Genomic DNA, 15,856 nt, shown 5'->3' with positions numbered 1-15,856 from the left:
GCTCACATCCTCAGGCTGACCCTTGAAATCACACCACCGCCGATTTGGCGGCCCGCAGCATCCGATCGGATAACTCCCCCGGCCCCAAAGCACGCGCCAGAGCCAAGCCGCCTACCATCAGCGCGATATCGGCCAAGGCCTTGTCGGTGTCTTCCGGGCTGTCCGCCAATTGCGCCAGCATCAACTCCATGTGTTCGGCCAAGGCTTGGCGAAAGTCATCCGGCAAGCGTCCCATTTCACCGATGGAGGCTGGAATCGGGCAGGCATGCTCGGCGCTGTCGCGGTGCTTGCGCGACAGGTAGAACGCAGCCACCAACGCGCGACGCTCTTCACCGCTGAGGCCGGCATCGAGCTGGGCGATCAGCGCACGGCGCTGGGCGAGCAACTGGGTGAACGCCTCCAGCATCAACGCGTCCTTGCTTTCAAAGTGCGCGTAGAAGCCACCCACGGTCAGCCCCGCCCCGCCCATGACCTCCCCCACGCTGGGCTCGGCCGGCCCGCGCTGCACAAGGGCGGCGCTGGCGGCTTGCAGAATGCGTTCGCGGGTATGTGCTTTTTTGTCGTTCATGACAATCTCCAAATATTACGAACGAAATATTATTCTCATAATAAAATTTCGCAAGCTTTAAATTAACCGCCAGTCAGAAGAACACAATTGAGGAAAGACAGAATCGGCGAACGCCAGACAAACAAAAGGGCCATTCAATAATTGAATGACCCTTATAAATCCCGCAGAGCGGGTAATCGTGGCGTCCCCTAGGGGACTCGAACCCCTGTTACCGCCGTGAAAGGGCGGTGTCCTAGGCCACTAGACGAAGGGGACGCAAAACCTTCTATACAACTGACCGGTGCTGAGAGCCGGTCGATTCAAGGCCGGTGTGGCCAAACCTTGAATTGTAAATTGGTGGAGCTAAGCGGGATCGAACCGCTGACCTCCTGCATGCCATGCAGGCGCTCTCCCAGCTGAGCTATAGCCCCAGATTTTTCGCCTCGCGGCGGAGCAACATCTGACGACACTGCTTCTGTAATACTGGCGTCCCCTAGGGGACTCGAACCCCTGTTACCGCCGTGAAAGGGCGGTGTCCTAGGCCACTAGACGAAGGGGACGCAAACCCTTCTAACAACAGATCAGCGCTGAGAACTGATCGATTCAAGGTCGGTGTGGCCAGGCCTTGAACCTGTAATTGGTGGAGCTAGACGGGATCGAACCGTCGACCTCTTGCATGCCATGCAAGCGCTCTCCCAGCTGAGCTATAGCCCCTCATCGGTGAGGACGGGGCGAATCTTAAGGGCGTATCGAAAGGCTGTCAAACTTATTTTTAAAAATAATCAAAAATTTTTGCCGACATAACAATCACTTACCGCCCTCCCCTCGAAAATCCGGGGTTTAACCCACTCCTGCGACCGCCGCCCATGTCAGCGTCGGCGGCCGCATACCGCTTCAGGCAATCGCGCCCAACAGTTTTTCCCACTCTTTGTTTTCTTTCTTCGACACGCCACCGAGTAAATCAATGGCCTGGCGCAGACGGAAACGGGTCAAATCCGGGCCGAGGATTTCCATGGCATCGAGCACCGACACCGAACTGGCCTGCCCGGTAATGGCGGCGAACATCAGCGGCATGGCGTCGCGCAGTTTCAACTCCAGGGATTCGACCACAGCCTGAATGGTCGCGGTGATGCTGTCCTTCTCCCACTGACGCAGGCTTTCCAGTTTCCACAGAATCAACTGCATCAACTGGCGCACTTGGTCGCCGGACAGCTTCTTGGACTCGAACAGCTTCGCATCCGGGTTGACCCCGCCAGCGAAGAAGAACCCCGCCAACGGCGCGATCTGGCTGAAGGTTTCGACCCGGCCCTGTACGTGAGGGGCGATTTTCATCATGTATTCAGGGTTCAGCGCCCAGTTCTGTACGCGGCTGGCGAACTCTTGCACCGGCAGGTCGCGCAGCCACTGGCCGTTGAGCCACGACAGTTTCTCGACGTCGAAGATCGGCCCGCCCAGGGACACACGCTTAAGGTCGAAATGATCGACCATCTCCTGTAACGAGAACTTCTCGCGCTCGTCCGGCATCGACCAGCCCATGCGGCCCAGGTAGTTGAGCATCGCCTCAGGCATGAAACCCATGCGCTCGTAGAAGGTCACCGAGGTCGGGTTCTTGCGCTTGGACAGCTTGCTCTTATCCGGGTTACGCAGCAGCGGCATGTAGCACAGTTCCGGTTGGTCCCAGCCGAAGTACTCGTACAAGAGGATCAGCTTGGGCGCCGACGGCAGCCACTCTTCGCCGCGCAGCACGTGGGTGATGCCCATTAAGTGGTCATCCACCACGTTGGCCAGGAAGTAGGTCGGCAAGCCGTCGGTCTTCATCAACACCTGCATGTCCATGCGATCCCACGGGATCTCGACATCGCCGCGCAGCATGTCCGGCACCACGCAGACGCCCTCGCTCGGTACTTTCATGCGGATCACGTGGGGCTCGCCGGCCGCCAGGCGCCGGGCCACTTCTTCGGCCGGCAGCAGCAAGGCACGGCCGTCATAGCGTGGTGTTTCACCGCGCGCCATCTGCTCGGCACGCATCTGGTCAAGCTCTTCGGCGGTGCAAAAGCACGGGAACGCGTGGCCCATCTCCACCAGTTGCTGGGTGTACTGCTTGTAGATGTCGCCGCGCTCGCTCTGCCGGTAAGGGCCGTGCGGGCCGCCCACGTCCGGGCCTTCGCTCCAGTTGATGCCCAGCCAGCGCAAGGCATCGAAAATCTGCTGCTCGGACTCACGGGTCGAACGCAACTGATCGGTATCTTCGATACGCAGGATGAACTCGCCGCCGTGCTGCTTGGCGAAGCAGTAGTTGAACAAAGCGATGTAGGCGGTGCCGACGTGGGGATCGCCGGTGGGCGATGGCGCGATGCGAGTGCGGACGGTGGTCATGGCATGTCTCGAAAAGAATATAAAAAGCGGAGATGAAACAAGGGCCGAATGGTAACAGGCCAACGTAACCGCGCTCCAGTGAACAGGGCATTTAAGCCAAGGTTGCGCCTGCAATTCACCGCCAGAGCCCTGAATGACTGAATATCAGCGCAGGGCATTTACCACTGGTCGGCTATCTGCCAGATTCGCCGCCTGTTAAATTTACTTACACTTTTCGATTACAGCCTGCCCATGCCTGCCCAACTCAAGCGTCGTCTGTCCATTTTCCTGTTGCTCGTCCTGCTGGTGGCCGGGGGCCTGTTCGCCCACTGGTTCTTCAAGGGGCGGTTTTTCGAGAGCACCGATAACGCCTACGTCCAAGGCGAAATCACCCGCGTGTCCAGCCAATTGGGCGCGCGTGTTGAACAAGTGCTGGTGCGCGACAACCAACATGTGGAAAAAGGCCAGTTATTGGTGCGCCTTGAAGGCGATGACTTTCAACTGGCCATCGAACGCGCCCAAGCCGCCCTCGCCACCCGCGAGGCCGAACGCTTGCAAGCACAAAGCAAACTGACCCAGCAGGCCAGCCTGATCGCCGCGAGCGAAGCGCAAGTGGCCTCCAGCCAGGCCAGCTTGGGCCGCTCGCAGATCGACCTGTCCCGGGCACAGACCTTGCGCAAACCCGGTTATGTCTCCGAGGAACGGGTGACCACCCTGTCCGCCGACAACCACATCGCCCGCTCGCAAGTGGCCAAAGCCCAAGCAGATGCCCAGGGCCAGCGCCAGCAGGTCAACGCGCTGAACGCCGAGATCAAGCGCCTCGAGGCGCAAATCGCCAACGCCCGCGCCGACCTGGCCCAGGCCGAACTGAACCTGACCCGTAGCGAGATCCACTCGCCCATCAGCGGGCTGATTGGCCAGCGCGCGGCGCGCAATGGCCAGTACGTGCAGGCCGGCGCCTATTTGCTGTCGATCGTGCCCGACCAGGACATCTGGATTCAGGCCAATTTCAAAGAAACCCAAATCGGCCACATGCAGCCCGGGCAACAGGCCGAGCTGATATTCGATGCCTACGGCGACACACCAATCCAGGCCCGGGTTGACAGCCTGTTCGCCGCCTCGGGCGCGCAGTTCAGCCTGCTGCCCCCAGACAATGCCACCGGCAACTTCACCAAGGTCGTACAACGGATTCCGGTAAAACTGACTTTCGACGCCAACAACCCGCTCAAGGGCAAGATACGCCCGGGCATGTCCGTGACCGTCAAGGTGAACATCCACGACGCCCCAGCAGATGGCCGGTGATGCCCTGATCCGCCCGGTCGGCGAACCGACCCGGCGCGACTGGATCGCAGTGATGAGCGTGATGCTCGGCGCCTTTATGGCGGTGCTGGACATCCAGATCACCAACTCTTCGCTCAAGGACATCCAAGGCGCGCTGTCGGCGACCCTGGAAGAAGGCTCGTGGATTTCCACCTCCTACCTGGTGGCGGAAATCATCATGATCCCCCTCACCGCGTGGCTGGTGCAGTTACTGTCAGCGCGGCGCCTGGCGGTGTGGGTGTCGGTGGGGTTTCTCTTCGCGTCCCTGCTGTGCTCCATGGCCTGGAGCCTGGAGAGCATGATCGTATTCCGCGCCCTGCAAGGCTTCACCGGCGGCGCGCTGATCCCCCTGGCGTTCACCCTGACCCTCATCAAGCTGCCCGAGCACCACCGCGCCAAAGGCATGGCGATGTTCGCCATGACGGCCACGTTTGCGCCGTCCATAGGCCCGACCATCGGCGGCTGGCTCACGGAAAACTGGGGCTGGGAATACATCTTCTATATCAACGTGCCACCCGGCCTACTGATGATCGCCGGGTTGCTCTATGGCCTGGAAAAGAAAGCGGCGCACTGGGAGTTGCTCAAGCGCACCGACTACAGTGGCATCCTCACCCTGGGCGTGGGCCTGGGCTGCTTGCAGGTGTTCCTCGAAGAGGGCCACCGCAAGGACTGGCTGGAGTCGAGCCTGATCGTCAGCCTGGGCAGCATTGCCCTGCTCTGCCTGATCGCTTTTGTCATCATCCAGGTGTCCAAACCCCAACCGCTGATAAACCTGGGCATCCTGCGCAACCGCAACTTTGGCCTGGCAAGCATTTCCAGCCTGGGCATGGGGGTGGGGCTCTATGGCTCGATCTACCTGCTACCGCTGTACCTGGCGCAGATCCAGAACTACAACGCCCTGCAGATCGGCGAAGTCATCATGTGGATGGGCGTGCCGCAGCTGTTCCTGATCCCGCTGGTGCCCAAGCTGATGAAGTTCGTCTCGCCCAAATGGCTGTGCACCCTGGGGTTCGGCCTGTTCGGGCTGGCGAGTTTTTCTTCTGGTGTGCTCAACCCGGACTTCGCCGGGCCGCAGTTCAACCAGATCCAGATCATCCGCGCCCTCGGCCAGCCGCTGATTATGGTGACCATCTCGCTGATCGCCACCGCCTACATCCTGCCCGAGGATGCGGGGTCGGCGTCGAGCCTGTTCAACATCCTGCGCAACCTCGGCGGTGCCATCGGCATCGCCCTGCTCGCCACGTTGCTGGATGCGCGGACCAAGACCTACTTCGATTACCTGCGCGAAGCCATCGTGCCCGGCAACCCGCAAGTGGCCGAGCGCATGGCCAGCCTGACCACGACCCTGGGCAACGAAACAGCTGCTTTGGGCAAACTCAGCGAGATCGCCCACCAACAGGCGCAGATCATGGCCTACAACGATGCGTTTCACTTTGTGGGGGTTGCGTTGGGGGTCAGCATGCTGGCGATTCTGCTAACCCGGGCATTGCCGCAGGGGATCAAGGCTGGGGAGGCGCATTAACCCGAGGGGGCGGCGTGCCGGCGGCGCCCTTATCGCGAGCCTGGCCCCACAGGTTGGCTGGTGCCATGCCCTTGTGGGAGCGAGCCTGCTCGCGATAGGCCCCGTAAATAGAAGATCAAACCGCCAACAGCCGCTCGCGCAATTTGCCGATTTCGTCGCGCATTTGCGCAGCGGCCTCGAACTCCAGGTCGCGGGCCAACTGGTACATCTTTTCCTCCAGTTGGCGGATGCGCTTGGTGATTTCGCTCGGCGAACGCAGTTCAGCCTCGTAGCGCGCACTTTCCTCGGCGGCCTTGGCCATGCCTTTGCGCTTCTTGCTGCGCGAGCCCGGCACAGTGGCGCCTTCCATGATGTCGGCCACGTCCTTGAACACGCCTTTTGGGGTAATGCCGTTGGCCAGGTTGAAGGCAATCTGCTTCTCGCGACGGCGCTCGGTTTCGCCGATCGCCCGCTCCATGGAGCCGGTGATGCGGTCTGCGTAGAGAATCGCCCGGCCGTTGAGGTTACGTGCCGCGCGGCCGATGGTCTGGATCAGCGAACGCTCGGAGCGTAGGAAACCTTCCTTGTCGGCATCGAGAATCGCCACCAGAGACACTTCCGGCATGTCCAGGCCTTCGCGCAGCAGGTTGATCCCCACCAGCACATCGAAAGCGCCCAGGCGCAGGTCGCGGATGATCTCCACCCGCTCCACCGTGTCGATGTCCGAGTGCAGGTAGCGCACACGCACACCGTGGTCGGCGAGGTAATCGGTGAGGTCTTCGGACATGCGCTTGGTCAGGGTCGTCACCAGCACGCGCTCTTCGAGGGCTACGCGCTTGGAAATTTCCGAGAGCAGGTCGTCGACCTGGGTCAGCGCCGGGCGGATTTCGATCTGCGGGTCCACCAGGCCAGTGGGCCGCACCAGTTGTTCGATCACCCGGCCGGCGTGCTCAGCCTCGTAGTTGCCCGGTGTGGCGGAGACGAAAATCGTCTGCGGGCTGATGTTCTCCCATTCGTCGAAGCGCATGGGCCGGTTGTCCAGCGCCGAAGGCAAGCGGAAGCCGTATTCCACCAGGGTTTCCTTACGCGAACGGTCGCCTTTATACATGGCGCCGACCTGGGGCACGCTGACGTGGGATTCGTCGATCACCAACAGGGCATCGGCAGGTAGATAGTCGAAGAGCGTGGGCGGCGCAGCCCCGCAGTCACGGCCCGAGAGGTAGCGCGAGTAGTTCTCGATGCCGTTGCAATAGCCCAGTTCCAGGATCATCTCCAGGTCGAAACGAGTGCGCTGCTCCAGGCGCTGGGCCTCCACCAGTTTGTTGTTCGAGCGCAGGTAGTCGAGGCGCTCCTGGAGCTCGACCTTGATTCCCTCAACGGCCCCGAGCAAGGTTTCCCGCGGGGTAACGTAGTGGCTCTTGGGGTAGAAGGTGAAGCGCGGCAAGCGGCGGATGACTTCGCCGGTCAACGGATCGAAAGCGCTGATACTTTCCACCTCGTCATCGAACAGTTCGATGCGAATCGCCTCCAAGTCCGATTCCGCCGGGTAGATATCGATCACATCACCGCGCACCCGGAAGGTAGCGCGGGCAAAGTCCATGTCATTGCGGGTGTATTGCAAGTCGGCGAGGCGGCGCAGCAAGGCGCGCTGGTCGAGTTTGTCGCCACGGTCCACATGCAGGACCATTTTCAGGTAGGTTTCCGGGCTGCCCAGGCCATAGATGCACGACACCGTGGTAACGATGATGGTGTCCTTGCGCTCCAACAACGCCTTGGTCGCGGACAGGCGCATCTGCTCGATGTGGTCGTTAACCGAAGCGTCCTTCTCGATAAAGGTGTCGGACGAAGGCACATAGGCTTCGGGTTGGTAGTAGTCGTAGTAGGAAACGAAGTACTCCACCGCGTTGTTCGGGAAAAACGCCTTGAACTCGCCGTAGAGCTGGGCCGCCAGGGTTTTGTTCGGCGCCAGCACCAACGTCGGGCGGTTCACCTGGGCGATGACGTTGGCGATGCTGAAGGTCTTGCCCGAGCCAGTCACGCCGAGCAGGGTCTGGTGCGCCAACCCGGCCTCGATACCCTCAACCATCAGGCGAATGGCTTCTGGCTGATCGCCAGCGGGCTGGAAACGGGTGACGAGCTGGAAATCAGACATGCATGAACCTCGTATTCATGGTTGCGAGGCGCGGCCGGGCAACCATGAGTGCGACCTGAAGCGGTCGGGAAAGACTAGATGTTGCGCCAAATACTGCGGTTTTCAAGGCAAACGTCCTACACAGCGCAAAGGCTTTGATCTGGCAACCCGACTAAAGGTCGAAAAATAAAGCGAAATTCTTCCGGCAAAAGGCCAATCGCCTGTCGCAGCGGCGCCAGATGGCCTCTATACTTGCTCCCCGTTTGTGCACCGCTCTAGTGCATTCGGCTGGAGCGCTACACGTCCCTCCTCTTCCATTCAGAGCCGCCGCAAAAATGAGCCTGTTCTCCGCTGTCGAAATGGCACCACGCGATCCAATCCTGGGCCTCAACGAAGCATTCAACGCCGATACCCGTACCCACAAGGTGAACCTGGGGGTCGGTGTGTACTGCAACGAGGAGGGGAAAATTCCACTCTTGCGTGCCGTTGCCGAAGCCGAGACGATCCGCGTCGCTCAACATGCCGCCCGCGGCTACCTGCCCATCGATGGCATCGCCGCCTATGACCAGGCTGTGCAAAAGCTGCTGTTCGGCGCTGACTCGCCGCTCATCAGCGCAGGCCGGGTCATCACCACCCAGGCCATCGGCGGCACCGGCGCACTGAAAATCGGTGCCGACTTCCTCAAGCAACTGCGCCCCGACGCCGTCGTCGCCATCAGCGACCCGAGCTGGGAAAACCACCGCGCGCTGTTCGAGACTGCCGGTTTCCCGGTGCAGAACTATCGCTACTACGACGCCGCTACCCATGACGTCAACCGCGCCGGCCTGATCGAAGACCTCAGCGCCCTGCCCGCCGGTTCCATCGTCGTGCTGCACGCCTGCTGCCACAACCCGACCGGCGTCGACCTGAGCCCGGCGGACTGGAACAACGTGCTGGACGTGGTCAAGGCGAACAAACTGATCCCGTTCCTGGACATGGCCTACCAGGGTTTTGGCGATGGCATCGAAGAAGACGCCGCCGCCGTGCGCCTGTTCGCCGAGTCGGGGCTGACCTTCTTCGTCTCCAGCTCCTTCTCCAAATCCTTCTCGCTGTACGGCGAGCGCGTGGGCGCGCTGTCGATCATCAGCGAATCGAAGGAAGAAAGCGCGCGCGTGCTGTCCCAGGTCAAACGCGTGATCCGCACCAACTACTCCAACCCGCCAACCCATGGCGCGACCATCGTCGCCGCCGTGCTCAACAGCCCAGAGCTGCGCGCGCAGTGGGAGCAGGAACTGGCCGAAATGCGCCTGCGCATCCGTGGCATGCGCCAGCAAATGGTCGAGCTGCTGGCGAAAAAGGCCCCAGGCCGCGACTTCAGCTTCGTCGGCCGCCAGCGCGGCATGTTCTCCTACTCCGGCCTGACCGTTGAGCAAGCCGTGCGCCTGCGCACCGACTTCGGCATCTACGCTCTGGACACCGGCCGCATCTGCGTCGCCGCGCTGAACCAGAACAACATCGAAGTCGTCACCGACGCCATCGTCCAAGTGATCTAAACCGCAAGCACCACAAAAAAGGGAGAAGCCAATCGGCTTCCCCCGTTTTTGTGGGTTTCAGCCCGCCAACTGCGCAGCCCGCGCACTCGCCGCGTCATCGAAGGCAACGTACAGCGCCTCGGCAACCTGGCTCTTGATCGCCTTGGTGCTTTCCAGCCCCAACACAAAACCTTCGGCCTTGCCGCCGGCGCGGTTCAAATCCTCGGCATTGCTGGCCTGGGTAATAGCGTCGAATAACTTGCCAGCATGGGGACCAACGCCCTTGGGCAGGCTGATCTGCTCGATACTCATGGCGTCACCCGCGACACACAGGCGATGGAAGAGATAAATAAGGTCATGGCACGTTTACCTTTGCGACTGGAGGCCGACCGCGCGTGAAACCACCGCCGGGGCGCCATGGTAGACCTGTGGCGCGGTTCTGGTAACCGGCAACCGCGGATAAAGCCTTCCAGCCGCCCATCAGAACACCGAACGGAATTCACAAAAAACTCACTTCACGCTTGACTTGTCCTTTTCAATCAGTAACATACGGCGCATTCCGCGATAGCTCAGTTGGTAGAGCAAGTGACTGTTAATCACTGGGTCCCTGGTTCGAGTCCAGGTCGTGGAGCCATCTTTCTGCCAGGTGACCGAACCCAGTCATCCGCGCATCGTGACATCAAAGGCCGTCTCTCAATCTTTACCCCCAGAGACCCGTGCCATGAACATCGCAGCTGTACTCTCCACCAAAGGCGGACCCGGTAAAACCACGGTCACTGCCAGCCTTGGCGCGTTCTGCGCCGACTCAGGTCTTCGCACCTTGCTCATCGACCTGGACAACCAACCCTCGCTGTCGTCGTTTTATGCCCTGGCCCACGAAGCCCCGGGCGGCGTCTTCGAGCTGATTGCCCACAACGAGACGCGGTACGAACAGATCCTCTCCCAGACCTGTATCCCCAACCTCTCCCTGATTCACTCCAACGACCCCTTCAACCAACTCGGCACCCTGCTCCTGCACGCCGCAGACGGGCGCCTGCGCCTGAAAAACCTGATGCCCGCCTTCGCCGCGGACTTCGACCTGGTGCTGATCGACACCCAGGGCGCCCGCTCGATCCTGCTGGAAATGGCCCTCCTGAGCGCCGACATGGCCATTTCCCCCATCACGCCGGACATGCTCACCGCCCGGGAATTTCATCGCGGCATGCTCCAGCTCTATCGCGACCTCCAGCCCCTCGCGGCCCTGGGCGCCCGCACCCCGCCCTTGAACGTCGTCATCAACAAACTCGACGCCACCCGCGACGCGCGCCTGATTCACCAGTCCCTGGCCGAAACCTTCGCCGACCACCCCCAAGCGCGCATGCGCCACACCACTCTGCCTGCTGCGGTGAGTTTCCGCCGTGCCGCCACAGAGGGCATCCCCGCCCATCGCCTGGAATACAGGGTCCCTTCCAACCGCCAGGCGCCTACTGCGTTCAAGGTCATCAAGGCGCTCTGCCTGGAACTTTTTCCTGAGTGGCGCGTGAAATTCGAGGCCCTCACCGAAGAACAACTGAGCCTTCGCCACCCCGCCTCGATCAGGCCCTCAACCATGGAAGGAGCCAGCAAATGACCGTAGCTGATTGGCTTGCACCTCATTCGATCGAGGCCGAACAAGGGGTCATCGGCGGGTTAATGCTCGATAACGCCGCCTGGGATCTTGTTTCAGAAAATCTCGCGGCCGAAGACTTTTTCCGCCGTGAACATCGCCTGATATTTCAGGCCATGGAGCAGTTGGCTTGCCGCAACTGCCCCATAGATGTCGTAACCGTGCTGGAGTCGCTGAACACTCCAGAGGAAGTCGGAGGGCTGGCTTACCTCGGGGAGCTGGCCAAGAACACCCCATCCGTCGCCAACATTACGACGTACGCAGAGATCGTCCGCGAACGCGCCCATTTAAGGCGCTTGGTCACCCTGGGTTATGAGTGCAGCCGCGAGGCCTCTTCCAACCAGGCCAAAAGCGCTGAAGTTCAGGACCGCATGGAGCAAAGGCTATTCGCCTTGGGGCAGAGCAACCCACACAACGACTTCGTCAACCTCAAGCACAAGCTGATGGAAGTGGTCGAGCGGATTGATTTCCACTTCAACGAAGGCGACAGCATCACCGGTGTACCCAGCGGCCTGAATGCGATGGACCAAGTGACCGGGGGCTTTCAGGACGCCGACCTGATCGTCATCGCGGCCAGGCCTTCCATGGGTAAAACCAGCCTGGCCCTGAGCGTGGTGGATGCCGTCCTCCAGCAAAAACCCGGCAATAGCGTGCAGATATACAGCCAGGAGATGCCGGCTCATGCCCTGGTTTTCCGGCTGATCGCAATCCTGGGCAAGCTCAATCTCGCCAACCTGATGCGTGGCCAATTGGAAGACGATGATTGGCCACGGATCATGGCGGCGGTGGCCCGCATCAATAATTACGGTGATCGCCTGGTCATTGATGAGACGGCCAGCCTCACCCCTTGCGAACTGCGCTCCAAGGTGCGCCGCGCCGCCCGCCGCTTTGGGATGCCGCGGTTAATCATGGTTGACTACCTCAGGCGTTTCCCACCCATGCGCAGCACATGTAAGCGCACGATTTACAGAACTCTCGCATCAAGCCAGCCGAGCACTGATAGTGCGTGACTGTTCTGGCGTCCGGTTGCAACACTACCCCCCTGGACAGGGCAACCATCTACTACGACCGAGCGCAGTTTACGACTCAAGTCAGCAAAGACTTTCCGGATATCAAGGGTCCGATCCTGCAACACGGTCGCTGTTCGTTACTAATCTCTACCCCAGGTTCTACCACTGGTGCCTACCACTTCTGCACCTTCGCTCTGACCCAAGAAGAAATCTATGTGCAGGGCTGGGACGCTTCGGCGCTGAAGTACACAGAACTCCTACGGATCAATCTGTCGACCCTGAGTAAGGTCGCCTTGGATTCGTACTTCCGGACTAACCAAGTGCAACTTATAGAAGGGCGCCGCCAAAGCGCATTGAGCGTGATGATCGATGACGGTGGCTATCACGACACGGCGGCGACGGAGCGAGTGTACGAAACCATCAAGACGGGTGGAGTGAATGTGGTGAAAAGCGATGGAATGATGATGCCACCGGCTCCGCCGACACCGATATTCGTTCCTATTGTTGTGCCCCGATAATGACGCATGGCCACCGCGATTAATGATCATCCGACCATTGGCTCCGCTGACTGGGAATGAGTGCCTGGGTGTTAGGAAACGGCCGCATTGGGTCGACAGCAGCCGCCCACCAACGGCTGCTTTTGGCCGAAATCTGCCATTTGTGATGTCCAGCCGACGACCGACATCAGGCGTTCAAATCAAACACTAAGCACCGTGCGCTGCGATGAACATTGCGACGGCCGACCGGCAATAGGATTCGACTTCATTGTTGTCCTTTGCCTTCGCCTCATCGAAGCGGGCGATCATCAGAAGATCGGACCCTTTGATAAGCGCGGCGAACAACCGGGCAGACTCCAAAGGGTCTGGCACATTTAGCATCGCCTCCGCGTGCAACTGACGCAACAGGGCCTCGATCTGGGCAGTGACATAGGCGGGGCCTGCTTCGTAATGGAGCTTGCTCAACGACTTTTGCTTCGCCTTGTCGACCATGATCATGGCTTCAACACTGCGCACTTCCGGACTCAACAACGTGCGCAGCAGGAATGTCCCCACCGCCATCAGCTGATCTGCAGCCGAACCGTCGATGCCTTCAACAATGGACCGTGGTGCAAACTGATGGCAATGGGCCGCAATGGCCGCGCTGAACAGCGCCTCCTTGTTCTCGAAGTGTCGGTAAATGCTTAGCTTGGATATTTTTGCCCGCTGGGCGACCTTGTCCATTGTTGTCGCTTGAAATCCCAACTCCACAAAAAGTTCGCCGGCGGCGTCGACGATCGATTGGCTGAGTGCCTCGTTGGCTGGCCGGCCGCGCCTGGTCTGGCTGATTTCGGTCATAAAAATTCCAGTACTTGACGGTATCGTAATTTAGGGATTATGGTACTCGAAAGTATCCAAACAGTAAAACCCAAGTCCCTTCAGCCACAACGCGGAGCCTATCACCATGAACGACGTCATCATTATCGGCGGCAGTTTTGCGGGTCTTGCCGCAGCTCTCCAGCTTGGTCGTGCCCGCCGAAAAGTCACCGTTCTCGATACCGGCCTTCCACGTAATCGCTTTGCCGACCACTCGCATGGTTTGCTTGGCCACGATCACAAGCCACCGCTGGAGATTCTGGCCGAAGCGCGGCAACAGTTGGCGCGCTACCCTACGATCAGCCTTGTCACTGCCCGGGCCGAAAGTATCTCCGGCAGCATTGACGATTTCTCCATTCTCACTGGCGATGGCGAAAGCCTCACGGCGCGCCGCCTGATCCTGAGTTATGGCGTCGTCGACCAGATGCCTGAACTTCCCGGCTTTGCCGAAGGCTGGGGAACCTCCATCGTGCCCTGCCCCTATTGCGACGGCTTTGAAGTTGCGGGCCGGCATTGGGGCCTCGTCTGGTCCGGCCCGCCCTCGCACAACTACGTCAGGCTATACCACGACTGGACCGACACACTGACAGTCTTCGCCAATGGTCAAGACATTCCACCCGACATCCTGGCCGATCTGGCACGCCGCGGCATCCCTGTCGTCGATGGCCGGATCACCGAAATCGACCATGACGAGAGCCACAACACCACTGTCAGGCTCGACGCCGGCCCCTCTGTTGCGGTCGAGATCCTGTTCGCGCATCCGCGCAACAAGCCGTCCGCACGTCTGCATGAATCACTGGGCCTCGCCACGGTCGATACGCCCCTGGGCATCGCCCTCAAGGTCGACGAGCGCCGCGAAACCAGTGTGCCCGGCGTCTACGCTGCCGGAGATCTCGCCAACCCTCTCATGGCTTCTGTCAGCACGGCTTCATGGCAAGGCGCGATGGCGGGCATCTTCGCCCAGCAGTCGATGCTGGTTTGAGAGCAAGCAGCATCGATCACGGCAATTTCAATTTCACAATAGACGCGAGCACCACCATGGAAGTCCTAAAGAAATTCAAGCCTCTAGACGATAAATTCCCGCTTGAGCGCCAACTCAGCATCTCGGCCTCGCCAATCGTACTTATCAACATATTCACGGTCGGTTCCGCCGACGAAGTGGGCTTCCTGGACGCCTTCAAGGCGGCAGGCGAAACCCTGAAGAAGCAGCCGGGCTTCATCTCTACCCAACTGCACCGAGCGATCGGTGATAGCCCGACCTTCCTGAACTATGTGGTGTGGGAGTCCACCGAGACGCTCCGCGAGGCCTTCGCCCGTCCCGAATTCGTCGCGAAGGTTTCGGCCTATCCGTCATCCGTCGTAGCCACCCCGCACCTGTTCCAGAAGGTCGCCGTCCCCGGTTTTTGCACAGCCTGACTCCGGAAATATGGCAAGGCGCGATTGCCGGTATTTTCGCCCAGCAGTTGATGCCGGCTTGAGAGCACAGATTGGAGATGAGCATGGAGGCGCACATGTCCAAGATCAGTAACACCGAAGCCAGCATCAGGATGTCTCGCCCGACCAATTTTGAAAAAGGCTGACACACATGGAGTTCGAACACGCTACTTTCGACCTGCCACACGGCACCTTTCATGCGCTGAAGGGGGGGGATCCCGATGGTCAACCGACGATCGTCTTGCACGGCTTCCCAGATCATCCGCCGACCGCGAAGCCTTTCCTTGCCGAGCTCGGCCGCCGTGGCCGCCACGTCGTCGCACCTTGGCTTCGCGGTTACGCGCCGTCCCCGACTGCGGGGCCGTTCGACTTCGCAGCCCTCACCAGCGACGTGCTCGCGCTGATCGACCGCTGGTCTCCGGGGCGCCGAGTGGATTTGATTGGCCATGATTGGGGCGCCCTGATCACCTATGATGCCTGCGTCACCGCACCGCAGCGGATCGAACGCGCGGTTGCGCTCGCAATCCCTCATCCACTCACGTTCATGAGCCGGCTGACGCACCTCGCTCAGCTGCGCCGGAGCTCGTACATGGGGCTCTTTCAACTGCCTGGAAGCGGCTGGATCGCCACCGCCCGCGATCTTGCCTTCATCGACCGCCTCTGGCGTCAATGGTCGCCCGGCTTCTCGCTCGATCCCGCTCTCAAGGCAGAGCTACACGAGCATCTGCACAAGAGCATGCCCGCGCCCCTAAAGTATTACCGGGCGATGCTGCGCCCCGGCATGATTGGTGCGACGCGCCGCATGTCTCAGCCGATCACGGTGCCCCTGTTGCAGCTTCACGGTGCCAACGACGGCTGCATCCTCCCCGCGCATGTCGAAGACAGACATCGGTTCGCCGCCCCGCACGCGATGGAAGTCGTCCCCGGCGTCGGTCACTTCCTGCACATCGAGGCCCCTGAAGCGATCGCGGAACGGATCGCGGCATGGGCCAAGTAGCGTCCTATCCTCTTTGCCCCGATCAACGGCTAGCTGTTTAAAACGAAACAAAA

Annotated in this window: 14 protein-coding genes and 5 tRNA genes; 10 read left to right on the top strand and 9 right to left on the bottom strand. The window is 60.4% G+C overall.

What is annotated here, in order from left to right; genetic code table 11:
• Positions 1-28 precede the first annotated feature (28 nt).
• From CKW13_RS06075 to gltX, 6 genes are all read right to left on the bottom strand, one after another.
• The gene (locus CKW13_RS06075; protein ID WP_095107682.1) at positions 29-568 is read right to left on the bottom strand and encodes a TetR/AcrR family transcriptional regulator; all 540 of its coding nucleotides are present in this window, start codon (positions 566-568) and stop codon (positions 29-31) included.
• 179 nt (positions 569-747) lie between these two features.
• Positions 748-823, bottom strand: a tRNA-Glu gene (locus tag CKW13_RS06070).
• A gap of 79 nt (positions 824-902) precedes the next feature.
• Positions 903-978: transfer RNA gene (locus tag CKW13_RS06065), tRNA-Ala, on the bottom strand.
• Between the two features lie 53 nt (positions 979-1,031).
• Positions 1,032-1,107: transfer RNA gene (locus CKW13_RS06060), tRNA-Glu, on the bottom strand.
• A gap of 78 nt (positions 1,108-1,185) precedes the next feature.
• Positions 1,186-1,261, bottom strand: a tRNA-Ala gene (locus CKW13_RS06055).
• 180 nt (positions 1,262-1,441) lie between these two features.
• Complete coding sequence (gene gltX, locus CKW13_RS06050; protein WP_095107681.1) at positions 1,442-2,923, bottom strand: glutamate--tRNA ligase; 1,482 nt, start codon at positions 2,921-2,923, stop codon at positions 1,442-1,444.
• 231 nt (positions 2,924-3,154) lie between these two features.
• Between gltX and CKW13_RS06045 the strand changes: the two genes are divergently transcribed.
• Together CKW13_RS06045 and CKW13_RS06040 are read left to right on the top strand one after the other, a co-directional pair.
• Positions 3,155-4,204, top strand: coding sequence for an HlyD family secretion protein (locus CKW13_RS06045; protein WP_095107680.1), 1,050 nt, complete (start codon positions 3,155-3,157; stop codon positions 4,202-4,204).
• Positions 4,205-4,253: 49 nt separating this feature from the next.
• A complete protein-coding gene (locus tag CKW13_RS06040; RefSeq protein ID WP_176465069.1) occupies positions 4,254-5,744 on the top strand; it encodes an MDR family MFS transporter in 1,491 nt (496 codons plus the stop codon).
• 115 nt (positions 5,745-5,859) lie between these two features.
• Here the strand turns inward: CKW13_RS06040 and uvrB are convergent, their stop codons facing one another.
• Positions 5,860-7,875: an excinuclease ABC subunit UvrB gene (gene uvrB / locus CKW13_RS06035; protein WP_095107678.1), complete on the bottom strand. Its 2,016-nt coding sequence runs from the start codon at positions 7,873-7,875 to the stop codon at positions 5,860-5,862.
• A gap of 314 nt (positions 7,876-8,189) precedes the next feature.
• Between uvrB and CKW13_RS06030 the strand changes: the two genes are divergently transcribed.
• Positions 8,190-9,386 (top strand): amino acid aminotransferase, encoded by a 1,197-nt coding sequence (locus CKW13_RS06030; protein WP_095107677.1) that lies wholly within the window; start codon positions 8,190-8,192, stop codon positions 9,384-9,386.
• Between the two features lie 57 nt (positions 9,387-9,443).
• Here the strand turns inward: CKW13_RS06030 and CKW13_RS06025 are convergent, their stop codons facing one another.
• Positions 9,444-9,677: a hypothetical protein gene (locus tag CKW13_RS06025; protein WP_095107676.1), complete on the bottom strand. Its 234-nt coding sequence runs from the start codon at positions 9,675-9,677 to the stop codon at positions 9,444-9,446.
• 246 nt (positions 9,678-9,923) lie between these two features.
• Here CKW13_RS06025 and CKW13_RS06020 point away from each other — a divergent pair.
• The 4 genes from CKW13_RS06020 to CKW13_RS06005 all read left to right on the top strand — a co-directional run bounded on the left by CKW13_RS06020 (position 9,924) and on the right by CKW13_RS06005 (position 12,538).
• Positions 9,924-9,999 (top strand) — tRNA-Asn (locus CKW13_RS06020).
• A gap of 87 nt (positions 10,000-10,086) precedes the next feature.
• Positions 10,087-10,974: a ParA family protein gene (locus tag CKW13_RS06015; protein WP_095107675.1), complete on the top strand. Its 888-nt coding sequence runs from the start codon at positions 10,087-10,089 to the stop codon at positions 10,972-10,974.
• Complete coding sequence (locus tag CKW13_RS06010) at positions 10,971-12,020, top strand: DnaB-like helicase C-terminal domain-containing protein (protein WP_095107674.1); 1,050 nt, start codon at positions 10,971-10,973, stop codon at positions 12,018-12,020. The genes CKW13_RS06015 and CKW13_RS06010 overlap by 4 nt, the downstream gene beginning before the upstream one ends.
• Positions 12,017-12,538 carry a hypothetical protein gene (locus CKW13_RS06005; protein ID WP_095107673.1) on the top strand — a complete coding sequence of 174 codons (522 nt, stop codon included), beginning with the start codon at positions 12,017-12,019 and terminating at the stop codon, positions 12,536-12,538. Before CKW13_RS06010 ends, CKW13_RS06005 begins: the two co-directional genes overlap by 4 nt.
• Before the next feature lie 186 nt (positions 12,539-12,724).
• Here the strand turns inward: CKW13_RS06005 and CKW13_RS06000 are convergent, their stop codons facing one another.
• On the bottom strand, positions 12,725-13,354 hold the full coding sequence (locus CKW13_RS06000; protein ID WP_095107672.1) for a TetR/AcrR family transcriptional regulator: 630 nt from the start codon (positions 13,352-13,354) through the stop codon (positions 12,725-12,727).
• A gap of 106 nt (positions 13,355-13,460) precedes the next feature.
• On the opposite strand from CKW13_RS06000, the gene CKW13_RS05995 reads away from it, so the two are divergent.
• From CKW13_RS05995 to CKW13_RS05985, 3 genes are all read left to right on the top strand, one after another.
• Entirely contained in the window at positions 13,461-14,354 is an 894-nt protein-coding gene (locus CKW13_RS05995; RefSeq protein ID WP_095107671.1) for an NAD(P)/FAD-dependent oxidoreductase, read from the top strand.
• 56 nt (positions 14,355-14,410) lie between these two features.
• Positions 14,411-14,788: an antibiotic biosynthesis monooxygenase gene (locus CKW13_RS05990; protein WP_095107730.1), complete on the top strand. Its 378-nt coding sequence runs from the start codon at positions 14,411-14,413 to the stop codon at positions 14,786-14,788.
• Between the two features lie 169 nt (positions 14,789-14,957).
• On the top strand, positions 14,958-15,803 hold the full coding sequence (locus CKW13_RS05985; RefSeq protein ID WP_095107670.1) for an alpha/beta fold hydrolase: 846 nt from the start codon (positions 14,958-14,960) through the stop codon (positions 15,801-15,803).
• The last annotated feature ends 53 nt before the right edge of the window (positions 15,804-15,856 follow it).

It is taken from the genome of Pseudomonas sp. Irchel 3E20 (assembly GCF_900187645.1).
Lineage (GTDB): Bacteria > Pseudomonadota > Gammaproteobacteria > Pseudomonadales > Pseudomonadaceae > Aquipseudomonas.
This window is presented reverse-complemented; position numbering and strand designations above follow the sequence as displayed.

What these genes read in the sequence shown, in the direction of transcription:
- CKW13_RS06000 (WP_095107672.1), bottom strand. Translation starts at nt 13,354, where the DNA reads ATGACCGAAATCAGCCAGACCAGGCGCGGCCGGCCAGCCAACGAGGCA.
- CKW13_RS05990 (WP_095107730.1), top strand. Translation starts at nt 14,411, where the DNA reads ATGGAAGTCCTAAAGAAATTCAAGCCTCTAGACGATAAATTCCCGCTT.
- CKW13_RS06075 (WP_095107682.1), bottom strand. Translation starts at nt 568, where the DNA reads ATGAACGACAAAAAAGCACATACCCGCGAACGCATTCTGCAAGCCGCC.
- CKW13_RS06025 (WP_095107676.1), bottom strand. Translation starts at nt 9,677, where the DNA reads ATGAGTATCGAGCAGATCAGCCTGCCCAAGGGCGTTGGTCCCCATGCT.
- CKW13_RS06010 (WP_095107674.1), top strand. Translation starts at nt 10,971, where the DNA reads ATGACCGTAGCTGATTGGCTTGCACCTCATTCGATCGAGGCCGAACAA.
- CKW13_RS05985 (WP_095107670.1), top strand. Translation starts at nt 14,958, where the DNA reads ATGGAGTTCGAACACGCTACTTTCGACCTGCCACACGGCACCTTTCAT.
- CKW13_RS06015 (WP_095107675.1), top strand. Translation starts at nt 10,087, where the DNA reads ATGAACATCGCAGCTGTACTCTCCACCAAAGGCGGACCCGGTAAAACC.
- CKW13_RS06030 (WP_095107677.1), top strand. Translation starts at nt 8,190, where the DNA reads ATGAGCCTGTTCTCCGCTGTCGAAATGGCACCACGCGATCCAATCCTG.
- CKW13_RS05995 (WP_095107671.1), top strand. Translation starts at nt 13,461, where the DNA reads ATGAACGACGTCATCATTATCGGCGGCAGTTTTGCGGGTCTTGCCGCA.
- CKW13_RS06045 (WP_095107680.1), top strand. Translation starts at nt 3,155, where the DNA reads ATGCCTGCCCAACTCAAGCGTCGTCTGTCCATTTTCCTGTTGCTCGTC.
- uvrB (WP_095107678.1), bottom strand. Translation starts at nt 7,875, where the DNA reads ATGTCTGATTTCCAGCTCGTCACCCGTTTCCAGCCCGCTGGCGATCAG.
- gltX (WP_095107681.1), bottom strand. Translation starts at nt 2,923, where the DNA reads ATGACCACCGTCCGCACTCGCATCGCGCCATCGCCCACCGGCGATCCC.